Source organism: Thiocapsa imhoffii (genome assembly GCF_016583985.1).
In the GTDB taxonomy this organism is placed as follows: domain Bacteria; phylum Pseudomonadota; class Gammaproteobacteria; order Chromatiales; family Chromatiaceae; genus Thiocapsa; species Thiocapsa imhoffii.
The window spans coordinates 1-21,078 of the sequence record NZ_NRSD01000034.1; the positions used below are offsets into that span (position 1 = coordinate 1).

General features: G+C 61.5%; 22 protein-coding genes and 1 pseudogene. 10 read left to right on the plus strand and 13 right to left on the minus strand.

From position 1 onward, the window contains the following. Positions 1 to 347, plus strand: a pseudogene (locus tag CKO25_RS19190) (hypothetical protein); the annotation flags it as partial. 473 nt (positions 348 to 820) lie between these two features. On the opposite strand, the gene CKO25_RS19195 reads toward CKO25_RS19190, so the two are convergent. From CKO25_RS19195 to merR, 4 genes are all read right to left on the minus strand, one after another. Further along, entirely contained in the window at positions 821 to 1,126 is a 306-nt protein-coding gene (locus CKO25_RS19195; RefSeq protein ID WP_200389569.1) for a HigA family addiction module antitoxin, read from the minus strand. 37 nt (positions 1,127 to 1,163) lie between these two features. Further along, positions 1,164 to 1,454 carry a type II toxin-antitoxin system RelE/ParE family toxin gene (locus tag CKO25_RS19200; protein WP_200389570.1) on the minus strand — a complete coding sequence of 97 codons (291 nt, stop codon included), beginning with the start codon at positions 1,452 to 1,454 and terminating at the stop codon, positions 1,164 to 1,166. A gap of 181 nt (positions 1,455 to 1,635) precedes the next feature. Continuing rightward, entirely contained in the window at positions 1,636 to 3,663 is a 2,028-nt protein-coding gene (locus CKO25_RS19205; RefSeq protein WP_200389571.1) for a Tn3 family transposase, read from the minus strand. A gap of 219 nt (positions 3,664 to 3,882) precedes the next feature. Next, positions 3,883 to 4,281, minus strand: a complete 399-nt coding sequence (merR, locus tag CKO25_RS19210; protein ID WP_200389572.1) for a mercury resistance transcriptional regulator MerR — start codon at positions 4,279 to 4,281, stop codon at positions 3,883 to 3,885. A 173-nt stretch (positions 4,282 to 4,454) separates the two neighbouring features. Here merR and CKO25_RS21385 point away from each other — a divergent pair, with 173 nt between their 5' ends. The 4 genes from CKO25_RS21385 to CKO25_RS19230 all read left to right on the plus strand — a co-directional run bounded on the left by CKO25_RS21385 (position 4,455) and on the right by CKO25_RS19230 (position 5,817). Then, positions 4,455 to 4,583, plus strand: coding sequence for a heavy-metal-associated domain-containing protein (locus tag CKO25_RS21385; protein ID WP_338115182.1), 129 nt, complete (start codon positions 4,455 to 4,457; stop codon positions 4,581 to 4,583). Between the two features lie 7 nt (positions 4,584 to 4,590). Further along, positions 4,591 to 4,803: a GDCCVxC domain-containing (seleno)protein gene (locus tag CKO25_RS19220; protein WP_200389574.1), complete on the plus strand. Its 213-nt coding sequence runs from the start codon at positions 4,591 to 4,593 to the stop codon at positions 4,801 to 4,803. Positions 4,804 to 4,979: 176 nt separating this feature from the next. After that, a complete protein-coding gene (locus tag CKO25_RS19225) occupies positions 4,980 to 5,555 on the plus strand; it encodes a recombinase family protein (protein WP_200389575.1) in 576 nt (191 codons plus the stop codon). Positions 5,556 to 5,598: 43 nt separating this feature from the next. Next, positions 5,599 to 5,817 carry a helix-turn-helix domain-containing protein gene (locus CKO25_RS19230; RefSeq protein WP_443080765.1) on the plus strand — a complete coding sequence of 73 codons (219 nt, stop codon included), beginning with the start codon at positions 5,599 to 5,601 and terminating at the stop codon, positions 5,815 to 5,817. A 251-nt stretch (positions 5,818 to 6,068) separates the two neighbouring features. Here CKO25_RS19230 and CKO25_RS19235 read toward each other — a convergent pair whose 3' ends face one another. From CKO25_RS19235 to CKO25_RS19245, 3 genes are read right to left on the minus strand one after another with little or no spacing between them, the layout of a single operon-like run. Continuing rightward, positions 6,069 to 7,226, minus strand: a complete 1,158-nt coding sequence (locus CKO25_RS19235; RefSeq protein WP_200389576.1) for an RNA-guided endonuclease InsQ/TnpB family protein — start codon at positions 7,224 to 7,226, stop codon at positions 6,069 to 6,071. Continuing rightward, positions 7,204 to 7,857 (minus strand): IS607 family transposase, encoded by a 654-nt coding sequence (locus tag CKO25_RS19240; RefSeq protein ID WP_200389577.1) that lies wholly within the window; start codon positions 7,855 to 7,857, stop codon positions 7,204 to 7,206. The genes CKO25_RS19235 and CKO25_RS19240 overlap by 23 nt, the downstream gene beginning before the upstream one ends. Positions 7,858 to 7,908: 51 nt before the next feature. Continuing rightward, positions 7,909 to 9,237, minus strand: coding sequence for a hemolysin family protein (locus CKO25_RS19245; RefSeq protein ID WP_200389578.1), 1,329 nt, complete (start codon positions 9,235 to 9,237; stop codon positions 7,909 to 7,911). 283 nt (positions 9,238 to 9,520) lie between these two features. Here CKO25_RS19245 and CKO25_RS19250 point away from each other — a divergent pair, with 283 nt between their 5' ends. After that, complete coding sequence (locus CKO25_RS19250) at positions 9,521 to 9,997, plus strand: YqhA family protein (RefSeq protein ID WP_200389579.1); 477 nt, start codon at positions 9,521 to 9,523, stop codon at positions 9,995 to 9,997. Positions 9,998 to 10,324: 327 nt separating this feature from the next. Here CKO25_RS19250 and arsB read toward each other — a convergent pair whose 3' ends face one another. From arsB to CKO25_RS19280, 6 genes are all read right to left on the minus strand, one after another. Continuing rightward, positions 10,325 to 11,449 carry an ACR3 family arsenite efflux transporter gene (arsB, locus tag CKO25_RS19255; protein ID WP_200389580.1) on the minus strand — a complete coding sequence of 375 codons (1,125 nt, stop codon included), beginning with the start codon at positions 11,447 to 11,449 and terminating at the stop codon, positions 10,325 to 10,327. A 331-nt stretch (positions 11,450 to 11,780) separates the two neighbouring features. Then, entirely contained in the window at positions 11,781 to 12,482 is a 702-nt protein-coding gene (locus CKO25_RS19260; RefSeq protein ID WP_200389581.1) for a DUF4405 domain-containing protein, read from the minus strand. After that, on the minus strand, positions 12,479 to 13,030 hold the full coding sequence (locus CKO25_RS19265) for a disulfide bond formation protein B (protein WP_338115183.1): 552 nt from the start codon (positions 13,028 to 13,030) through the stop codon (positions 12,479 to 12,481). Before CKO25_RS19265 ends, CKO25_RS19260 begins: the two co-directional genes overlap by 4 nt. Positions 13,031 to 13,064: 34 nt before the next feature. Beyond that, positions 13,065 to 14,867 (minus strand): arsenical pump-driving ATPase, encoded by a 1,803-nt coding sequence (arsA, locus tag CKO25_RS19270; RefSeq protein WP_200389582.1) that lies wholly within the window; start codon positions 14,865 to 14,867, stop codon positions 13,065 to 13,067. A 16-nt stretch (positions 14,868 to 14,883) separates the two neighbouring features. Further along, positions 14,884 to 15,243: an arsenite efflux transporter metallochaperone ArsD gene (gene arsD / locus CKO25_RS19275; protein WP_200389583.1), complete on the minus strand. Its 360-nt coding sequence runs from the start codon at positions 15,241 to 15,243 to the stop codon at positions 14,884 to 14,886. A 58-nt stretch (positions 15,244 to 15,301) separates the two neighbouring features. After that, positions 15,302 to 15,673, minus strand: a complete 372-nt coding sequence (locus CKO25_RS19280; protein WP_200389584.1) for an ArsR/SmtB family transcription factor — start codon at positions 15,671 to 15,673, stop codon at positions 15,302 to 15,304. 255 nt (positions 15,674 to 15,928) lie between these two features. Here CKO25_RS19280 and CKO25_RS19285 point away from each other — a divergent pair, with 255 nt between their 5' ends. The 4 genes from CKO25_RS19285 to CKO25_RS19300 all read left to right on the plus strand — a co-directional run bounded on the left by CKO25_RS19285 (position 15,929) and on the right by CKO25_RS19300 (position 21,057). Beyond that, on the plus strand, positions 15,929 to 16,819 hold the full coding sequence (locus tag CKO25_RS19285) for a tetratricopeptide repeat protein (protein WP_242467759.1): 891 nt from the start codon (positions 15,929 to 15,931) through the stop codon (positions 16,817 to 16,819). 11 nt (positions 16,820 to 16,830) lie between these two features. Next, a complete protein-coding gene (locus CKO25_RS19290) occupies positions 16,831 to 17,382 on the plus strand; it encodes an FKBP-type peptidyl-prolyl cis-trans isomerase (protein ID WP_200389585.1) in 552 nt (183 codons plus the stop codon). Between the two features lie 207 nt (positions 17,383 to 17,589). Continuing rightward, positions 17,590 to 18,564 (plus strand): PstS family phosphate ABC transporter substrate-binding protein, encoded by a 975-nt coding sequence (locus CKO25_RS19295; RefSeq protein WP_200389586.1) that lies wholly within the window; start codon positions 17,590 to 17,592, stop codon positions 18,562 to 18,564. A 195-nt stretch (positions 18,565 to 18,759) separates the two neighbouring features. After that, on the plus strand, positions 18,760 to 21,057 hold the full coding sequence (locus CKO25_RS19300) for an ABC transporter permease subunit (RefSeq protein WP_200389587.1): 2,298 nt from the start codon (positions 18,760 to 18,762) through the stop codon (positions 21,055 to 21,057). Positions 21,058 to 21,078: the final 21 nt, after the last annotated feature.

A 21,078-nucleotide genomic window follows, 5' to 3' on the forward strand; every position in this document is an offset into this window, starting at 1 on the left:
ACTGGGCGCGCTTCGGGCGACTGTACCTCGAGGGTGGCGCGCGCGAGGGTCGGCAGATCGTGCCGGCCGGTTGGGTCGCGGCCTCGGTGAACCCGAGCGCACCACACCTGCAGCCCGGCGAGAACCCTGCTTCGAGCTGGACCTTCGGCTACGGCTACAAGTGGTGGATCCCGGAAGACCCGCAGGGCGACTTCCTCGCGATCGGAGTCTGGGGCCAATACGTCTACATCGACCCGGTACGCGAGGTGGTCATCGTGAAGACCAGCGCCGATCCGGATTTCGACGACAGCGACCACGAGACCGTGGCCGCGCTCCGCGCGATCGCCAGGGCCGCCGCGGACGACTGACGTGCTCCACATACGGCCACGCAACTTCAACCGTGCTGGCTCCCTGCCAACGGCCAACGGCACCATGATCGCGTCCGTGCGAGATCCTAACGTCCTTCAGAGTGCCAAGCTCAGCGAAACCGGTGAAGCCTGCCTGACCCAATCACCAAAGGGCGGGTGTCGACTGTCCGCTTGAGGCCCGCCTGGGGACCCTCATCCAACCAGACCGGGTGGCCGATTGGGGTCGCGACCTGTCGCTGACCGGAGCGGTACACGGCCAAAGCCGGGCACTCGGCGGTGAAGAACCAACGGCCGCCACGTCGCAGAAGCTGCTGCCCAATTCAGAGTGAGGCAGACCGCCCAAGCGGTTCGGCTTCAATGGGGACCGCCGCACAACACCAAGAAGCGTGGGGCGATTGCCGCGGGCTGTACCGGTGCAACCTTTCGAGGAGGCGCAGGGCCATGCCTCGGAATGAGGCGATCCCCGCAGGCGTTCAGGCCGTTTGCGCAGGCTGGATTTCGTCCAGCCCAGCCTTGGCCAAGTGCATCGCATCCCACAGGTCCACCGCCTGTTGAAGGTTGAGCCAGAATTCGGGCTCGGTCCGCGTGAACTTCGCGAAGCGGAGCGCGGTATCCGGGGTTACGGCGCGCTTGCCCCTGACAATCTCGTTCATGCGCGGAACGGAAATGTGAAGGCGAGCCGCCGCGTCCTTCTGCGTGATCCCGAGTGGAAGCAGGAAATCTTCCAGAAAGACTTCGCCCGGGGGTGTCGGACGGCGATTCTTCGGCAGACGGCGCATGGTGTGGATCCTCCGGCGTTCTTCTGCACCCTTGGGGTCAGTGGTAGTCGACGATCTCGACCTCTTCCGCCCCGGCCTCGGTCCAGCGAAAGCACACGCGGTACTGGTCGTTGATCCGGATCGAGTGCTGTCCGGATCGATCGCCCTTCAGTTTCTCCAGGCGCAGACCGGGAAGCGAAAGCGACTGCAGGGACACGGCGGAGTTCAGGCGGTCCAAGACCTTGGCACCACGGGCCTGAAGGTTCGCTGGCAGGGTCCGCCGCGCTGCATTTGAGTCCTCGCCATCGAAAATATCCTCGGTACCCTTGCCGCGGAAAGAAACGATCACGCGTCTACCTCGGCGTAGGACGGTCGTTATTCATGGTTCACGGGAAGCATAATACAACAGCCACGGCTTCGCCAAGCGCAACGTGGACACAGGGAAGAGAAGTGCCCGTACCGATCAAGTCCCGTGGGCTGGGTTATCTGTACTAAAGGGGGTCGCCTCAGAAAACGGAAAAAATCGTACGCTAGGCCGGTTGCAGCGGTCGTAGCGGCCTGAACTTGCCCGCGCCGATCTTCGCGCTGCTGCGCCACAGGTAATCGCCGGTCAGGTTGATGTGCTCCCAGCCCAGCGGCGACAGGTACTGCAACAGCGCGGGATCGACAGCCTGCCCGTGGCCATGCAGGGCATTCGCGGCCCGTTCCAGATAGACCGTGTTCCACAGCACGATGGCCGCCGTCACCAAGTTCAGACCGCTGGCCCGGTAACGTTGCTGCTCGAAACTGCGGTCGCGGATTTCGCCCAGGCGGTTGAAGAACACAGCACGGGCCAGCGCGTTGCGCGCCTCACCCTTGTTGAGTCCGGCATGCACGCGGCGGCGCAGCTCAACGCTTTGCAGCCAGTCCAGGATGAACAGCGTGCACTCGATGCGGCCCAGCTCGCGCAGTGCCACGGCCAAGCCGTTCTGGCGCGGATAGCTGCCGAGTTTCCTGAGCATCAGCGAGGCCGTCACCGTGCCCTGCTTGATCGAGGTGGCCAGCCGCAGGATTTCGTCCCAATGGGCGCGCACGTGCTTGATGTTGAGCGTGCTGCCGATCATCGGTTTCAGCCCGTCATAGGTGGCATCGCCCTTCGGGATGTAGAGCTTGGTGTCGCCCAGGTCGCGGATGCGCGGCGCGAAGCGGAAGCCCAGCAGATGCATCAGCGCAAAGACGTGATCGGTGAAGCCCGCCGTGTCGGTGTCGTGCTCCTCGATGCGCAGGTCGGACTCGTGGTACAGCAGGCCGTCGAGCACATAGGTCGAGTCGCGCACGCCGACGTTCACGACTTTGGTGTGGAACGGCGCATACTGGTCGGAGATGTGGGTGTAGAACGTCCGCCCTGGGCTACTGCCGTATTTCGGGTTGATGTGGCCCGTGCTTTCAGCCTTGCTACCGGTGCGGAAATTCTGGCCGTCTGACGATGACGTGGTGCCGTCGCCCAAGTGCTCCGCGAAGGGATGGCGGAACTGCGTATTGACCAGCTCGGCCAGCGCTGCCCCGTAGGTTTCATCGCGGATGTGCCCGAACAGCCGCACCTTGGCATTGATCGCCTTGCCGGATGCCTGGAACTGCTGCTGATGCTTGTTCTTGGCCGCGTTGAACAGCTTGCCCAGGATGCGGTCGTGCAGGTCGATGATTTCGTCGGTGACGGTGGCCATGCCCTCGATGGCCAGTGCCACGAGGGTGGCGTAGCGTCGTTGAGCCTCGAACTTGGCCAGGTCGGCAGGCGTCATCTGGCCGCCCTCGCGGGCGATCTTCAGCAGCCGGTTCTGGTGAACCAGCCGTTCGATGCCGAAGGGCAGGTCAAGCGCCTGCCAAGCTTTGAGGCGTTCGATGTGTTCGAGCATGTGCCGCGAGTTCGGCTTGGCCGGGGACTGGCGCAGCCAAGCCAGCCAAGTGGTCTTGCCGTTGTCACGGCGCTTGAGCAAGTCGTCGAGGCGGCGGCGATGTGCGTCCGACAGCGGATCGGCCAAGGCATCGTAGATGTGCCGGTTGGCGCGTGTGATCGATTCGGCACAGACACGCTCGACAACATCCAGCGTCGGCAAGATGACGTGTCGGTGCCGCAGTGCGTCGAGGACGCTGCTGGCCAGCACGAAGCCCTTGTCGGTCTGCAAGGCCAACTCGGTCGTAGCATGGACAGCCTGCCGATAGTGCGCTAAATCGAACGGCTCCATGCCCAGATATGCCCGCAGTTTAAGCAGATGTTCGCGCCGGGTTTCCTCCCGCTCGGCATACTGCGGCCAACATGCCGGGTCGAGCCGCAGTTGCCGCCCGATCCATTGCAGCAGGGGCATTGGCACTGCCGCGTCTGGTAGCAGACCCTGACCGGGGAAGCGCAGTAGGCACAACTGCACCGCGACACCCAGGCGGTTGGCATCACCGCGCCGCTGGCGGATCAGTGACAGGTCGGGCTCGCTGAAGGTGTAGTTCCGGATGAGTTCGTCTTGGGTATCGGGCAACGCCAACAGGCTTTCGCGCTCAGCGGCGGAGAGGATCGAACGGCGGGGCATGCGGCTTCCTTCTTCTTGAAAACGCTGGTTTGTGACAAGCCCGCCAAGGCAAGCGGTGTCATTTTCAGAAGGCGACTGCACCAGTCATTGGGCGAAGCGGCCCGGCGTGCAACGGACTATTAAGCGAACCCATGTCAGCAGACCTGTGCACAAAACGCGGCGCGAAGTCCGGCTTGCCCAGAAGTCCTATGCACGATGCGGCTATTCCTTGGGTCGCGCTCAATCGCCAGCCAGCACGTCGATGATGGGACAGTTGGCCCCGCCGTCGCCCGCATTACACTGCTGCACCAATCCACCCAGCGCCTGCCGCATGGCCGCAAGGTCGGCCATCTTCTGCTCGATCAGACCCAGCTTGCGCACGGCCAACGCCCGAGTCTCGTCGCACGCGCAGGCGGCATCCAAGGTCAGCAGTGCGCCCACCTCATCCAGCGTGAACCCAAGCGCCTGTGCCCGCTTGATGAATCGCACGCGCTTGGCCTGTTCGGGTGCATAGCGCCGATGCCCGCCGAGTGGTTTGGGCGGCTCATCCAGCAAGCCACGCCGCTGGTAGTAGCGAATCGTCTCGATATTCACCCCGGCAGTGTCAGCCAGCTTGCCGATGGTCAGTTCTGGTGCCATCACATCCCCTTGACTCCGTACTTAGGTACGGAATTTAGAGTAACACTTGGGCAAACAGGTTCAAGGAAAACGACATGACACAACTCACTGAAAGAGGCTCGTTGATTGCGGGTGCACTGGCCGCCATCGGCGCGTCGGTGTGATGTGTCGGGCCTCTTGTAAAGGTGCCCGGTGTGAGCGCCGTCAAGGTCGATTTCGACAAGAAAACGGCCACCGTCACCTATGACGCCGACAAGGCCCAGCCGGAGGCGTTGACCACAGCAACGACGAACGCAGGCTATCCGACCACCGTGCAGGAGTGACGCCACGATGAGCACTGTCATCCTCGAATCCGTGTTGACCTGCCCGAACTGCGGCCACGCGCAGCAGAAAACCATGCCTACGGACGCCTGCCTGTTCTACTACGAGTGCCCGGCCTGCCATACGCTGCTGCGTCCCAAGCCGGGTGATTGCTGCGTGTTCTGTTCGTTCGGGTCGGTGCCGTGCCCGCCGATCCAGCAGCAGCGTGGGTGCTGCGCCTAACCATCTGCAACTCTCTGTGGCGGTCTGAATCCTCGCGTCCCTGGTGTTGCGTGCCATCGACTGTCCGGCAAACGATCATTAGTCGGCCAAGGCGGACACTTGTCCGATAACCGCTTGTTCGACGGGTTGTCGGACGTTAAGATAGGCGGACGGAATGACGGACAAAAGGGGAGGCAATGGCGCTGATTGGCTATGCGCGGGTATCGACGGCGGAACAGGATACCGCCTTACAGACTGACGCGCTGCGTAAGGCGGGCTGCGAGCGCGTATTCGAGGATGTGGTTTCCGGGGCCAAGGCCGACCGGCCCGGCCTGACGGAGGCCTTGGCCTATGTGCGGGAAGGCGATGCCTTGGTCGTGTGGCGGTTGGATCGGCTGGGGCGCTCGCTGCCGCATCTGATTGAGACGGTCGGCGCACTGGAAGCGCGCGGCGTCGGCTTCCGTTCGCTGACAGAAGCCATCGACACCACCACGTCAGGCGGACGGCTCATCTTCCATGTGTTCGGCGCACTGGGCCAGTTCGAGCGTGACTTGATCCGCGAGCGCACCAAGGCCGGATTGACGGCTGCCGCCGCACGTGGGCGCAAGGGCGGACGCAAGCCGGTTGTCACCGCCGACAAGTTGCAGCGGGCGCGTGAGCACATCGCCAACGGCCTGAACGTCCGCGAAGCTGCCGCACGGCTCAAGGTCGGCAAGACAGCCCTGTATGCCGCCTTGCAGGCGGCCAGTTTTGGCAGTGCAGCCGACTCCTGATATTCCGTGCAGTCGCCTTCTGAAAACGATAAGCCTCGCCGAAATGGAGCGGGAGCTGATCGTCGAGCGCACCCGTGCCGGGCTTGCCACCGCCAAGCAACTCGGTCGTAAGGGTGGTCGCAAGCCCAAGATAACCGATAGCAAGATCGAGTCAGCCAAGAAGCTGCTGGCCAGTGGCGTCCCGCCCAAGGACGTGGCCAAGAATCTCGGCGTGTCTGTTCCTACGCTGTACCGCTGGGTGCCAGCCTCAACACAGGCTTAGCGTACGTTTTTTTCCGTTTTCTGAGACGACCCCTTCACGATCGACCCGTCACCGATCTGCTGCGGACGCCGGGAAAAGCTCCATGTCAGGCATCATTCTCCCAGGCCGGGGTGCCAAGATGGGTATTCTCACCGTCTGGACGGTCTCAACGAAGCGGCCTGACCCTCGGCCAGCCATCTTCGCGCTAACGCGATTCTTGCCGCTCATAAATGCCTAAGATCATCAACAAAATCTGCTCTGATCCGGCATGTTCACGCCGTCATCGTCGCGGCCTTGGGCGAGCCCAAGGTCTGACCCAACCCGTGCGTGCGTTTAAGGTCCGGCCTAAGCGTGTCCAGACCACGAGCCAGGATGTTCCTGGCCGCGTTCAGGTCGCGATCCATGACGTTGCCGCAGTCGCATTTCATCGTGCGCACCGATAGCGGCATGTCATGCCGTTGACCGCATTCAGAGCAAGTCCGGCTGCTCGGCTCGAAGCGCCCAATGAAGGACACTTCGACGCCGCGCAGTTCGGCCTTGTACTCGATCATCCGCCGCAGCAGGCCGAAACCGGCATCACTGATCGGGCGGGCGAGCTTGCCGTTCTTGATCATGCCTTTGACGTTCAGGTCTTCCAGGCAGATGACCTTATCGTCCCGGGTTAACTGGTCCGACAGCTCGTGCAGCACAGCTTGACGCTGGTCGCTGATGCGCTTGTGCAGCTTGGCCATCGCGAGCTTGGCTCTCGCCCGGCGATTGCTGCCTGTCTGCTTGCGCGACAGTCTGCGCTGCTTTCTCTTCAACGCCTTCAGGTTCCGCTTCAGCGCGTTGTTCTCTGGGAAGACGGTGCCGTCCGAGGTGACCGCCAAAGACTTGATGCCGAAATCGACGCCGACAGCGTCCTTCTCCGGCGCGCGCGGGTTGTCGTCGTCTGTCTCGACAAGAATCGAAGCGTAGAACTGACCGGCACGTTGGCTGATCGTGACTTGGCTCAGCGTGCCGGTGAAGCGCAACCGCTGGCGCATCTTGATGCGCGTTTTCAGCTTCTCGATCCGCAGTTCCCGGCCCTCCACGTCGAACTTTGGCTTTTCACGCAAAGCGAAGCTGTCACCGACGCCTTTTTTCTTGAATGCCGGGAAACCCGGTTTCTGACCCAGCTTCACACGGCGGAAGAAGTGCTTGAAGGCGTTGTCGAGGTCATCAATCGCGTTGCGGGTCACTCGGCTGGACACTTCGTTGTACCAGGGGTGCGCCGGGCGGATCACCTTCATGTCATGCTGGTACGCCGCAGCTTTCGACCACTTCACGTCCTTTTGACTGAAGTGTTCAAGCAACTGGTTGTAGCAATGACGACGAGACCCGCAAGCACGCGCTAAATAGCCCGCTTGTTCGGCTGTCGGACGCAGTTCAATCTTGTGGGCGAGCAACATCGTAGATCCCGAGTTCTTCTGCAATAGCGTCACCAGCAGACTGAAGGTCCGCCAGCAGCTTCTTGTGCTTTCTTGAACGACTGCCGTACAGCCGGGCCGAAAAGACCGTGATGATTTCCAGCACGTCCTGTGCAAGCTCTTCTTCGAAGCTCGGCTGCTCACCCTTGTGGATGATGACGATCTCAATGCCCTGTATCTCGCACAACGAAAAAACCAGTTCAGAACCGAAACGCAGGAGCCTGTCCTTGTGCGTAAGAACCAAACGGCGCATTTGACGACGAAGGATCATCTCCAAGAGCGTCTGAAGCCCTTTCTTCCGATAGTTCATGCCGGACCCGAGGTCGCGAATGACCTCCGTGCGCCAACCCTTCGCAGCGCAGTAGGCTTCAAGCATCTCGTGCTGACGATCAAGGTCCGACTTTTGGTCGTGACTCGATACCCGTGCGTAGCAGATCGTTGGGGCATCTACATCCCCGAGTGCAAGCAGATCGGCAACAGCGTAGTACCGAGTCCCGCCCTTCGTTTTGCGCGCGGGGAGAAGCTCGCCTGTCGATTCCCACTTACGCAAGGTCGCGGGGGTCGAGCCGATCATCGCGGCGGCTTCACCAATCTTGACTAGCTTGCGCTCCATAGTATAAGGTTATGGCAGATTGGCTAAGATTTCAAGCGCCAGTGACCAGCCCTACAGATTGGATTCTGGAGGAGGCTCGGTCGGCGTTAGGCGAGTGGCAAGAACTTGTGTAATACGGAAGTGGTCCACCGCGACGACTTCGAAACGGTAACCAGCATGCTCAACGGCGTCGGCGCGGCGAGGGATCTTGCGCAGTTTCCACATCAGGAACCCGGCCAACGTTTCGAAATGCTCATCTTCTTCGAAGCGTTCGATCTGAAGCACCGAGCAGACTTCATCCACCGGTGTGAGGCCATTGATGAGCCAAGAGTCCCCGTCGCGGCGAACGATCATGCGTTCTTCCAAGGCCCAATTGCTCGCGGCCATGACGGTATCCATCACGTCGTGTAACGTGATTAGCCCAACCACCATCGAGTACTCGTTGATGATCAGGGCGAAATCCTGGCCAGCAGCCTGAAACGCTTCCAGCGATTCGAGCAGAGTCAGCGTATCGGGAAAAACCAACAGGTCGCGCCGGATCGTCTCGGGTGTGAGGGCCATAGGTTCGCCCGCCAGCAGACGGGAGAGCAGATCGTGTGTCTCGACGTAGCCTAAGGGGCGGTCGAGCGACTTTTCGCACACTGGAAAGCGGCGCCGAGGGTGCTTGCGCATCAACTCCGACAGCTGCTCCGGCGCGGCTTGCTGGTCCAGCCAAACAATGTCGTCACGACTCGTCATCGACGAGGTCACCAGTCGCTGATCTAGAGCAAAGACCCTTGAAATCAATGTCTGCTCTTCAATGAGCACCTCGCCGGACTGGGCCGCGGCCTCGGTCATTGCGATGATTTCGTCTGCGGTGACGGCTTCCTTTTGCGTGAGCTGTATCCCCAGTCGTCGAATGATTCCCGTGGCGAGGCCGTCGATGGCCCATGCGACCGGGCGCAGCACCCAGATCAGTACGCACATCGGCCGGGCGGTATAGGCCGCAACACCCTCGGGAACCGATAATGCAATGCGCTTGGGGATCAGGTCAGAGAACAGAACAAAGGCCAGCGTGACCAGCAAGAAAGCTGCAATTGAGGCCACAAGGCTGGTCTGGATTTCAAAGCCGCCGGACAGACGCCACGGCTCGGCGCCTCCCATCAGCGACTGAAACCAAGGCGCCAAGACCGCCTCGGCAAGCATCCCTCCGAGCACACCGAGAACGTTCACACCAAAAAGGATAACCGTGAAAAAGCGCCCCGGCTGCTCGCGCAACTGCAACGCAAGACGCGCGCGCCAGTCGCCTTGGCGCACGCGCATCTCCAAGCGCGTCCGCCGAGCCGCCGCAAACGCGATCTCCGAGAACGATAAGAACGCCCCTGCCGCCACCAATAGCGCCAACCAGAACATGCCGTCCATCGCGAAACTCTCCGGAAACGTAGGAAGAATGATTCGTCCGCAGAATCTGTGACAAGATCTTCGAAATCAACCAGCTCTTGAGCCAGCCCCCAGCCGGAAGCGAGATCAACTCGGCCCGCCCGACGATCGCTTCGAGTTCATCCTGATCGTGCTCGTCCAGGTCCTCGAGATCATCGCGCAGCTCCGTATGCACATCGATCCCATCTCTTTTCGGTCGGCGGGCGATGACTCGGGTGCTATGATAATCTTCTGCGCGATCGCCGGCCCCTGTTCGAGGCTCCCTATGTTCCTGCGCATCCTTGGTTTTTCCCGCTATTTGGTCCTGATCGCCATTGTGGCGACATTTGTCGGCGCGGTCGCGCTCATGCTCTTCGAATCCGTGCTTGTAGTGAAGGTGGTTGCCGGCTTGATACTCAATCCCGACGTCTCGCCCTCGAACGCCAAGCTCCTCGCGGTGGGACTCATCGAGGCGGTCGACATTTTCCTCATCGCCATTGCGATGTATATGATGAGCCTGAGCCTTTATAAGCTCTTCGTGGACGAAAGACTGCCACTGCCGCGCTGGCTGAAGGTAAACGACCTCGAAGATCTCAAGGCCAATTTGGTGAGTATTGTCATCACTGTGTTGGCCGTTCTATTTCTGCGCGTGGCGGTCGCATGGGAGGGTGGCACCGATATCCTCGCCCTGGGGGCTGCGCTGGCGTTGGTGATTGCCTCGCTCACCTTCTTTCTCGCCAACAAGCCCATGCGCCAGGAATGATCTGGCCTACGCGGCCGATACGACCGACGGCGCGACGAGCAACAGCAGCGCCAGCAGGCCCTTCTAGAACTCGCGGCGTGTCCTGATCTTCATGGCCCTCCTGAACCCGCGGGTCAGGTTCGCCCGGCAGTTCGAGTGTCGCAGGTCGCAGGCTCGGGGGATGAGCCACGCGCCTCGCCTTTCGCGAGCAGCTCGCGGACGGCCTCCATTCCGGATCAGGCAAGCCTACATTCCGAACTGGACGGACGTTCATGCCTGATCTGTCAATCAACCCTCTGAACTCATGTTTTGCGACCTGTTCGTGAGAGCCGATGCCGGTCAACCTGTCTAGGCAGATCGAGCCCGCACCGGGGAGAGGTCGGTGCTCGGCGGAATCCCGCGTCCGCGCTCGTACCAGCGGCGCGTGCGCATCACCACACGCACCAAGAGCAACATCACCGGGACCTCGATCAGCACCCCGACCACGGTCGCCAGCGCGGCGCCGGACGTGAAGCCGAACAGCGCGATGGCGGTGGCCACCGCCAGCTCGAAGAAGTTGCTGGTGCCGATCATCGCCGAGGGACCGGCGATGCAATGCGGCGAGCGCACCCAGCGGTTCGCGAGATAGGCGATGACGAAGATCAGCACCGATTGGATCAGCAACGGGACGGCCAGAAGGCCGATGATCAACGGCTGCTGGATGATCTGCTCGCCCTGGAAGCCGAACAACATCACCAGCGTCGCCAACAGCGCGATGAGCGAGACCGGGTGCAGTCGCTCCAGCACGCGCGCGAGTGAGCCACCCTGAGGGTCCGTGCGCAGCAACAGACGCCGCCAAATGGTTGCGATCACCAACGGGACCACGATGTAGAGCAACACCGACAATAGCAGGGTGTCCCAAGGCACGATGATGGCCGTGAGCCCTAGCAGCAGGGCGACGATGGGGCCAAACGCGACGACCATGATCAAGTCGTTCAAGGCGACTTGGGCGAGGGTGAAGTTCGGCTCGCCGCGCGAGAGATTGCTCCAGACGAAGACCATCGCCGTGCAGGGCGCGGCGCCAAGGATGATCATGCCGGCGATGTAGCTGTCGATCTGCTCTGCCGGTAGATAGGGTGCGAACCACCAGCCGATGAACAGCCAGGCCAGCAGCGCCATGGAGAAGGGCTTGATCGCCCAGTTGACCACCAGAGTGACCACCGAGCCGCGCCAGTGCGCGGTTACGCCCGACAAGGCGGTGAGATCCACCTTAAGCAGCATCGGGATGATCATCAACCAGATCAGCACCGCGACCGGCAGGTTGATCTGAGCCACCTCGAGCTCGCCGATGGTTTGGAAGGCACCGGACGCAAAATGCCCGAGGCCGATACCAGCCAGGATGCACAGCACCACCCAGAGGCTCAGATAGCGCTCGAACAGACCGATGGCAGCGCCGGATGCCTGCTTGCCAGCCACCTCACATTGGCTTGTCATGATGTCAAGTCCTCGTTAAGTCATGGGATCGATGCGCGATGAGTGTGTTACCCCGATCCCAATTGCGTGACCGCTTGGAATTCGGAATGTGAGCGGTCGATGCGGTATCACCATCGGCATCGGAGCCCCCGGCAAGATTCGGAGTGAGTATCGAGATTGCGAGCGAAGTCTGCTCGAGTGGCCTCGACGTGCTGATTGCTGAGCTCAAGATTCTCAAGGCGTGTTGCCGGTCGAGGCAGATATCTAGCGCACGGAACCCTTAGGCTGGTCTATCGGGTCGATGCCATCCGTGAGATCCTCAATTGGATAGATCATGGGGTTGTCTCGTGAATCAGTCAGGGTTGGTGTCGGCGCCGACGCGCGCCCGATCGCCGCGCAGTTGGTCGGCATTCCGCGCCGGAGTTGACTGCGGGATCAAGCTGAAGAGCGCAGCGGGCGTCGTCGCGTTCGCACGGGCGATGCTCTCCAGGCTCATGCGCGTCTGGCCGTGCGCTTGGGTCTCCTCAAAATGAATTCCGGCCTCCCGCATGGCCCCCAGGGCAGCGTCGAGATCGAAATCGAGACGCTGAGCCAACATGGGCAGCGGGGTGGCTTCGGCGCGCGCATAGGGTGGCTCTTGTCCCGGGGTGCGGCTCCAGGCCGACTTGGCCCAGTGATTGAGATCGAACAGCCAGCTGACCGGCGGGACGGCGAATAACGCTCCGAGGGTGAGGAGCAGCGTCGCGACGAGCGAGGTCACCAACTCGCGTTTGACCGCAAGATGGCCGCGCACCCGCTCGGCCAGATACTTCTTGAAGGGCTTCCAGTTGAAGTAGAGGTGAAGCGCGCCGGTCACGATGAAGACCGCCCCGAACAGGATGTGCACATCAGCCCAGCCGTCCTTGCCGAGTCCGCCGAGGGTCCAGAAGGTCCAGTTGCCGACGCGCCCGTGGGGGACGATGTAGAGCACGATGCCGGTGACGGTGAGGATCACGAATGACCAAGTCACCAGAAAGGCGACGAAGGCGCGTGTCGAATGGGCGTTTTTGATCATGAGTGATGCCTCCGATGCCGCGCATGAGGATTGGGCTCGCGCCGGTCGTGCCACAGGGCCCAAGTCCCCGCAACCAGGATGGCAAGGAAAAAGAGGAAGGCCCAGTTCGCGAGCGAAAGACCAAGGATGACGAGCTCGCTGTCCTCGCAGAATCCGCTGGCCATGAAGAGCGAGGGCACCTGTTGGCCGAGCCATTCCACGACGCGCTCGATCGGGCCGGGCGGTCCACCGATACAGGAGATGCCGTCTAGGGGCTGCCATTGCAGCCAGCTTTGATGGGCGGCGACACCGACGCCGAGCGCTGCGATCGGCAGGAGCGTCAACCCGGCCAGCCGTGCGGGCAGTAGCGATCGGCCCGGATGCCGCCAGGCCGCTGCGAAACCGGCCAACAGGGTCAGGATCATGAACAGCAGCCGTTGAAAAATGCACAGATGGCAGGGGTCAAGATCCAGTAACGGGGTCAATACCAGGCTCGCCAGGGCGAGCACGGCGGAGGTCAAGGCGATCACGACCCAAACATGACGCGGTTCGATGTGAGGCATCATCATTGGCCCTCCGGCTGATTCGAGCCGACTGCGAAGATCACCACGAAGGAGCTCCAGTTGCCGTGGTCAGGCGCCGGAGCTGATCCGCGCCGATCGGCTCGGCCTCCTGAAGCGCGACGACCGCATAGCGCCGTGCATGCTGCTCGGCGACCGCGTCGATCAGCTCGCGCTCGTTCGCCGCGCGGCGGCGCAGCAGAGGCGAGCGCGTCCGGGCGGCCGCGAGGCTCTGATTGACGACCCAGGCCCAGGGCTGGATGCCGGCGCGCTCAAGGTCCGCCTGCAGACCGGCCGCTTCGAGGACCGGTGTGGTTTCCGCCAGGGTCACCAACACCACCTTGGTCTGTTTCGGATCCTGCAACTGCATCATGGGCGTGCGCAGCTGCAGACCTGTGTCGCCGAGCTGTCGGGTCGTTTCGCGGTGGTAGGCGCCGGTGGCGTCGAGCAACAGCAGCGTGTGACCGGTCGGTGCCGTGTCCATGATGACGAATGTCTTGCCTGCCTCGCGGATGATCCGCGAGAAGGCCTGGAACACCGCGATCTCCTCGGTGCAGGGCGAGCGCAGATCCTCCTCCAGGAGTGCTCGGCCGGCGTCGTCGAGCTGCGCGCCTTTGGTGCTCAGCACATGCTCGCGATAGCGCTCGGTCTCGACCCGAGGATCGATGCGGCCGATCTCGAGCGTGGCGCCCGTGCCCTCCAGGCTTTCAGTCAAGGTCTCGGCCAGGTGCGCCGCGGGGTCGGATGTCGTGAGATGCACGGGGAATCCGCGGTCCGCCAGCTCAACGGCAATGGCTGCGGCCAGTGTGGTCTTGCCGACGCCGCCTTTACCCATGAGCATGACGAGCCCGTGGCCATCCGCGGCAATCTCCTCGACGAGGCTTGCCAGATCGGGGGCCTCCAGCGGCTGCGACGCGATCTCCTCGGGGGCATCGATCGGTGCGGTGTCTGTCAACAAGCCGCGCAAGGCGTCGAGTCCAACCAGATTGAAGGGTTTTAGCGCGATGCGGTCCATCGGCAGGGTCTTGAGCACGTCCGGAATCGTCGCCAGCGCGGCTTGTTCACGCCGACCGATGGCGGCCGCCAGGACGTCGGCCGCGGCCCCGCTGTCGTTCGCGGCTGCGGCGTCCGCAAGCACGCCGTTGACGACGAGGTACTGTTGCCGCAGGCCGATGGCCGCGAGCTCTTCATGCGTCCGAGCGACCTCGCGCAGCGTCGCCTGCTGGGCGCGGGCGACCAAAACCAGGCGGGTCCGCTCGGGATCGGCCAAGGCATCGACCGCAGCGCTGTACTGTGCGCGTTGCTTTTCCAGCCCGGCCAAGGGGCCGAGGCAGGAGGCGTCGCCCTTGCCGGCTTCGAGAAATCCGCTCCAGGCACCGGGCAGTTGAAGCAATCGGATCGTGTGGCCGGTCGGTGCGGTATCGAAGACGATGTGGTCGTAGCCGGCGGTCAAGGCCGAGTCGAGCAAGAGCGCGGTGAACTCGTCGAAGGCTGCAATCTCGGTGGTGCAGGCCCCCGAGAGCTGCTCTTCGATGCCTTTGACGACAGACTCGGGCAACAGGTTGCGGACCGGGCCGACGATGCGGTCCCGATAGACTTGGGCCGCAGCCTGCGGGTCGATCTCCAGCGCGGAGAGGCCGGGGACGGCGTCGATGGACGTGATCCGGTTGCCGATCGCGACACCGAAGACTTGCCCGACGTTCGAGGCCGGATCCGTGCTGACGAGCAGAATCTGTTTGCCTATCGCGGCAAGCTCGACCGCGCTTGCACAGGCGATCGAGGTCTTGCCCACGCCGCCCTTGCCGGTGAAAAAGAGAAAGCGCGGGGGGTGATCGAGAAAGCGCATACGGTTTCTCCGTCGCTCAGCAGCACGAGCTGCCGCTGCAACACGGGGTGACGGGAATCGGGTCGGCCACGGCGAGGATGCCGGCCCAGCGGGCGAGCTCAGCCCGTGTGGGGTAACGCCCGGCCAGTGCGACCTCGCCGTCGATCAGGATCAGCGGCAACGCCTCCTGCCCGGAGCGTTCCAGGAAGCTCCGAACCGCCACGTTTTCCGCGAAGGCCAGCGGTTCCTGCGCAAGGTTATAGCGCTCGATCCGTGCCCCGTTTTGCTTCGCCCATTCGACATCGGCCGAGAAGCTGACGAGAGCCTGATCGACATCGACGCCGCAGACGCCGGTGCTGCAGCAGAGGGCGGGGTCAAAGACTTGGATGTATTTCATGGTCTTTGTCCACGAATTGAGGAATGGGGTCCGGAGAACTGCTCAGGATCTGCCTGGCTCAGGGAGTTGTTCGTTCGGAAGATAAAGGTGGCAGGAGGGTCTGCGAGCAGCTCGAAGCGGCACGCAGGTCCGCGCACTGTTCGGGTTGATCCGCGCAACACTCTTCCGTCAGGTAGGCGATCAGATCGAGCATCAAGGGAATGTTCGCGCGGTAGCGTAGAAAGCGTCCCTCTTGCTCGACCTTCAAGAGTCCAGCTTGGGTCAATGCCTTGAGATGAAACGATAAGTTCGTTGGCGGGATCTCTAGCGTCGCGGCGATCTCGCCGGCGACCAGGCCCGCCATGCCCTTTTTCACGAGTAGCCGGTACACATCCAGCCGGATGCCGGAGGCGAGGGCTTCAAAGACGGATGTGGCGGTTGCGCGCTGCATGTTTTGACTATACAACGAATATTGAAATGAAGACAAGGACACGAACGAAATGTCTTGAATCCTCGTCCATTGGATGGCACACGCTGTCGGCTCGTGTCAGCTTGGATCCTTGTACGCTCGAGGTCGACCCTGCGGGAGCGGCTGCCTTGGAGGCCGGGCCTGGTCATCAAATCGTCACAACGACGCCTTAGGATCTTGAAGGATTCCATTTGTTGCAGAAACAGCTTAGAGCGTCCACTGGGGGTGTTTCTCTCGATGCATCATGTGAGCCTCGTCGCCTTGCTCGTCATGTCCTTTGCGTTCAGCGTGCCGCAAACCGCTTTGGCGGATGACTCGTCGAGCGCTCCAGCGGATGCGTCACGTGCTGCCCCCCTCGTTCCCCCGGAATCGGTTGATGCGGAATCCCGGGCGCATGCCCTCATGCGCCAGGACCCACCAGACTGGACCGGCGCGCGCGCGGCCTTTGAGGAGGCCGCCGAGGCCGGTTCACCGAGCGCGATGAGCTATCTTGGCTGGATCTACGAGACCGGCCAGGGCATCCCAAAGAGCGGTGAGCAGGCCGCGCATTGGTACGCTCGCGCGGCACGCGCCGGCGCCCACCAATATGCGGTGAAGCTTGGATGGATGTATCTGGGGGGCGATGGCGTTCGCGCCGATCGTGCGCAAGCCGAGACGTGGTTCAACTCCGCCATCACGGCGGACTATGCGCCCGCACGGATCGCGTGGGCGTCCGTGCTGATCGCCGACGCGCAGGGCGGACGAGATCCGGAACGGGTCGAGGAAGCACGGACGTTGCTCGAGGATGCGCTTGCCGACGGCCAATCGCTGGCAGCCTATTTTCTGGCACGACTCTATATCGAAGGGATCGGCGGTCATCCTGTGGATCCGGACCGGGCGGCGCACTATACACGTATCGGCGCTGAAAACGGGGATGCTCGACTGCAGGGCTGGTTGGCGTCCATGTACTACCAGGGGCGCGGCGTCCCGGAAGACCGGATGACCGCAGCCATGTGGGCGAGCCTTGCCGCGGCCGAAGGTGACCCCTTCGGTGAGCAAATCTACCTGGTTCTCGAGGCGAGCCTTTCGCCCGAGGAGATCGCCGAGGCGCGTCGCCGTGCTGACACCTGGGCCCTGACGCAGCACTGAGGGATAGCCCGATGAGACGGACCCTTGCGATCAGCGTCCTTGCCCTCTTTGTCGTGTTCGTGTTGGCGCGCTCTTGCGCCTTGACCCCCGAACAAATCGAGGATCGGATGCTGCTCGCCGACCTAAACATGGAGGAGGGGAGCCTCTACCTCAGCGAGAACGCGCAGCGCGAGGGCGTCGTCATCCTCGACAGCAGCTTACAGTTGGAGGTCTTGGTCAGTGGGACTGGTCTTATCCCGAGCGTGGATGACTGGGTTGAACTGCATTATGTGGGCTGGCATCTCGACGGGCGCGAGGTCGTTGGATCACGGCGCCGCGACGAGCCTGTGACCATTGCCGTTGCACGTACCATTCCCGGATGGCGGGAGGCGCTGACCATGATCCCGGTCGGGACACGCGCGAGGCTGGTGGTTCCACCTCATCTCGCTTACGGCCACTCGGGCGCCGGACAGGTCGGTCCCGAGGAAACGCTCATCTTCGAGCTTGAGCTGCTGGACATCATCCAGCCACCCCAGGTCCCGGTTCGTGATGCGTCGCAGCAACCGGTTCCCGGATTGCGCTGAAGGTTGGAGAGATCCGGCTCTCAACAGACGCATTGTCATTCAGTGGTCATGCTTTCGTCACTGAATCGAGATGACCCCTCGCCATAATAGATCACGTCACGACGTCGCTGACGGCGTGGTTACCCCTCGCGCGGAGATGCGGCGCCGCTCTTTTCATCGCATGCCCTATTCCGCGTAGCTCAATTTTCTGCTTCAGGAGTGTCTGTAATGTTCCAAAAACCAGCACTGGTGCTGAGTATTGCTGCGGCCATGGGCGCGTATGCGAGTATCGCCACGGCCGACGTCGATCCGAACCTGCCAAACTATGAAGTCGTTTCCGGTATCTCAGGCAATCTAACCTCGGTCGGATCGGATACGCTGAACAATCTCATGACCCTGTGGGCCGAGGAATTCGCGAAGTTCTACCCGAATGTGGCAATCCAGATTCAGGGTGCGGGAACCTCGACGGCACCACCGGCGCTGGTCGAAGGAACCTCCAATTTCGGCCCGATGAGCCGTCCGATGCGTGAATCGGAGCAGCGTGCCTTCGAAGATCGCTACGGCTATCCGGCAACTGATGTCCCGGTTGCGATCGATATGCTGGCCGTCTATGTCAATAAGGATAATCCCATCGAAGGGCTGAGCCTCCCGCAAGTCGACGCCATCTTTTCCGCGACCCGCGCCTGCGGCTATCCAGAGGACATCACCAACTGGGGTCAAGTCGGCTTGACTGGTGCTTGGGCCAATCGGGATTTCACTCTCTACAGCCGCAACGCTGTTTCTGGAACGTATGGATTTTTCAAAGAAAACGCTCTTTGTGGTGGCGATTTCAAGTCGACCATCAACGAGCAGCCGGGTTCCTCCGCCGTGGTCCGAGGTGTCGAACAAACCCTAAACGGAATCGGCTACTCCGGTATCGGTTATATGACCTCAGGTGTTCGGGCGATTCCGCTCGCGAAAGAGGATGGTGGAGAGATGATTCCGCCGGAAGCCCAGTACGCCGCGACAGGCGAGTACCCCTTGGCCCGCTTCCTTTATATCTATGCCAATGCTAACCCCAGCACGGGTTGGAACCCACTTGAGAAAGAGTTTTTCCGCATGGTGCTTGCCAAGGAAGGCCAAGAGGTCGTCAACCGTGACGGCTATGTCACCTTGCCTGCCGAGGTTGTCGAGCGCTTCCGTGAAGAGAAAGGTCTGAATTAGCCGATTGGTCTGCGAGCACGGGCCTCGTTGCGCATCGCACGAGGCCCGTTCCCTTTCCTGGTTAGGAGAAATCTCGAAACAGCTTCTCGCCCATCGAGACGGTCTTTCGAGTTTCCTTCGGTTGTGGCGGATGGTCGGTCGTGAAGGCGCATCCATCCGCCGCGATACATATCCGTTCGTTTGAGATCGATGACGATGACAGCATCCACTGAACAGACGTTGGAGTTCGGCTCATCACTGTTGCCGTCCCGCGAGCGTCGCGAAAAACTCCGGAAGGTTCGCCGTTTCCGCGATGGCTTTTCGCGTTATGGGGTCGGCACAGCTGGAATCGGCGTGATCATCGCGCTGGCGCTGATCTTCGTCTATCTGTTTTACGAAGCCTATCCGCTCCTGAAACCGGCGGCAATACAGGTCGCCAAGGAGATCACGATCCTCGCCGATGAGGATTCGTCGGACACTGTCCACCTGACTTTGGATCGTTTCGAGACGATCGGTGGTCGTTTTTCCTCATCCGGCATCATCACCTTTTTCGATGTTGAGACAGGCAAAATCTTGGCGCGCGAGAACGTCCCCGTGCCAGAGGGCGAAACCGTCACCGCCTTTGGGCGCTCCGAGAGTCGCAAAAGCCTCTTCGTTTACGGATTCTCCGACGGCTCGGTCCTCCCGCTCAAGATTGACTATCGCCAGACGTTTCCGCAAGGGGTTCGGGTCATCACCCCAACCTTGGAATTTCCCCTAGGCGATGAGCCGATTCGTGTCGGTGGAGGGATCACGGGTAACTATTCGGCACTCACCATTGTCGACGGTCGCGGAGGCTACATCGTGGCCGCGGGGACGGACAGCGGCGACATTGCCATGGCCATGTTCCGCGCCCGTCGTAACATGTTAACCGGCTCGGTCGAGCTCAGCCGAGAAGACTATGACCTACCCTCCATTCAGCGCCCCGTCACCCAACTCTTCGTGAACGAGTCGCTGCGTAATCTGTTTGCCATCGACGAAGAAGGGGCCCTTTTCAACATCGACATCGTCGACCCGAAAAACCCGCGTATCCTGGAACGCGTCGACTTGGTTCCGGAGGGGGTCTCGGCCACGGCGGCAGCGTTCTTAGTGGGATCGCGTTCGTTGATCGTGGGCGGTTCGGACGGCAGCCTTTCGCAATGGATTCTGGTGCGAAACGAGGACACGGGCGAGGCAAATTTGACACGGATTCGCGGGTTTCGCCAACAATCCGGTGCCATCACCTTCATCGAGCCGGAATACTCGCGCAAGGGCTTTTTGGCTGGGGACGACACCGGGCGGGTCAGCCTTCACTACGCCACCTCGAGTGTGACGCTGAAACAGCTCGAGGCAACCGCAGAACCTGTGGTCCGGATCGCGATCTCACCGATTAATCGTTTGGCTTTGGTCAAGGCCGAAAACGCCGATCACTTACAGGTTCTGACCATCGATAATCCGCACCCACAGACGTCGCTCAGCGCGCTCTGGGGCAAGGTGTGGTACGAGGGCCGTGGCCAGCCGGAATTCATCTGGCAATCCTCATCAGCCGACGATGCGTTCGAGTCGAAATTCAGTCTCACGCCCTTGACCATTGGCACGCTCAAGGCTGCACTCTTTGCGATGCTGTTGGCGACTCCACTGGCCATCATGGGCGCTATTTATACCGCCTATTTCATGGCCAAACCGATGCGGCGGATTGTCAAACCATCGATCGAGCTGATGGAGGCGTTGCCCACGGTCATCTTGGGGTTCCTCGCGGGGATTTGGCTCGCTCCCTATATCGAGAATCATCTTCCCATTATTTTCGTTGGCGCGCTCTTGATTCCCTTTGGAATGCTCGTTGCCGGATTCTCGTGGAGTCGGTTGCCGAGTGGGTTCCGCGGGATCATTCCGCCTGGTTGGGAGGCGGCTCTACTGGTTCCGGTGGTCATCGTTCTCGGCTGGATCACGGTTGAGTCGAGCCCATGGATCGAGTTGGCGTTTTTCGACGGGTCGATGCGTCAATGGTTCACGAATGTCGGGATTCCGTATGATCAACGAAACGCATTGATCGTTGGTTTAGCAATGGGCTTCGCAGTGATTCCGACCATCTTTTCGATCGCTGAGGATGCCGTGTTCAACGTCCCCCGGCATCTCACGCAAGGCTCGCTCGCGCTCGGGGCGACTTCATGGCAGACCGTTGTTGGTGTGGTTTTGCCGACCGCGAGTCCGGGGATCTTCTCCGCCGTGATGATCGGATTCGGGCGGGCCGTGGGTGAAACCATGATTGTTCTCATGGCCTCCGGAAACAGTCCAATCGTGAACTTCAATCTCTTCGAAGGAATGCGCACGCTTGCCGCCAACATCGCGGTGGAGCTCCCCGAAACCGCGGTCGGCTCAACGCATTTCCGAGTCCTGTTCCTGTCCGCCCTAGTCCTGCTCCTGTTCACCTTCGTGCTGAATACGGTGGCTGAGGTGGTTCGCCAACGACTGCGCAAGCGTTACGCCTCCATTTGAATCGTGTGCGGCATGAGGATT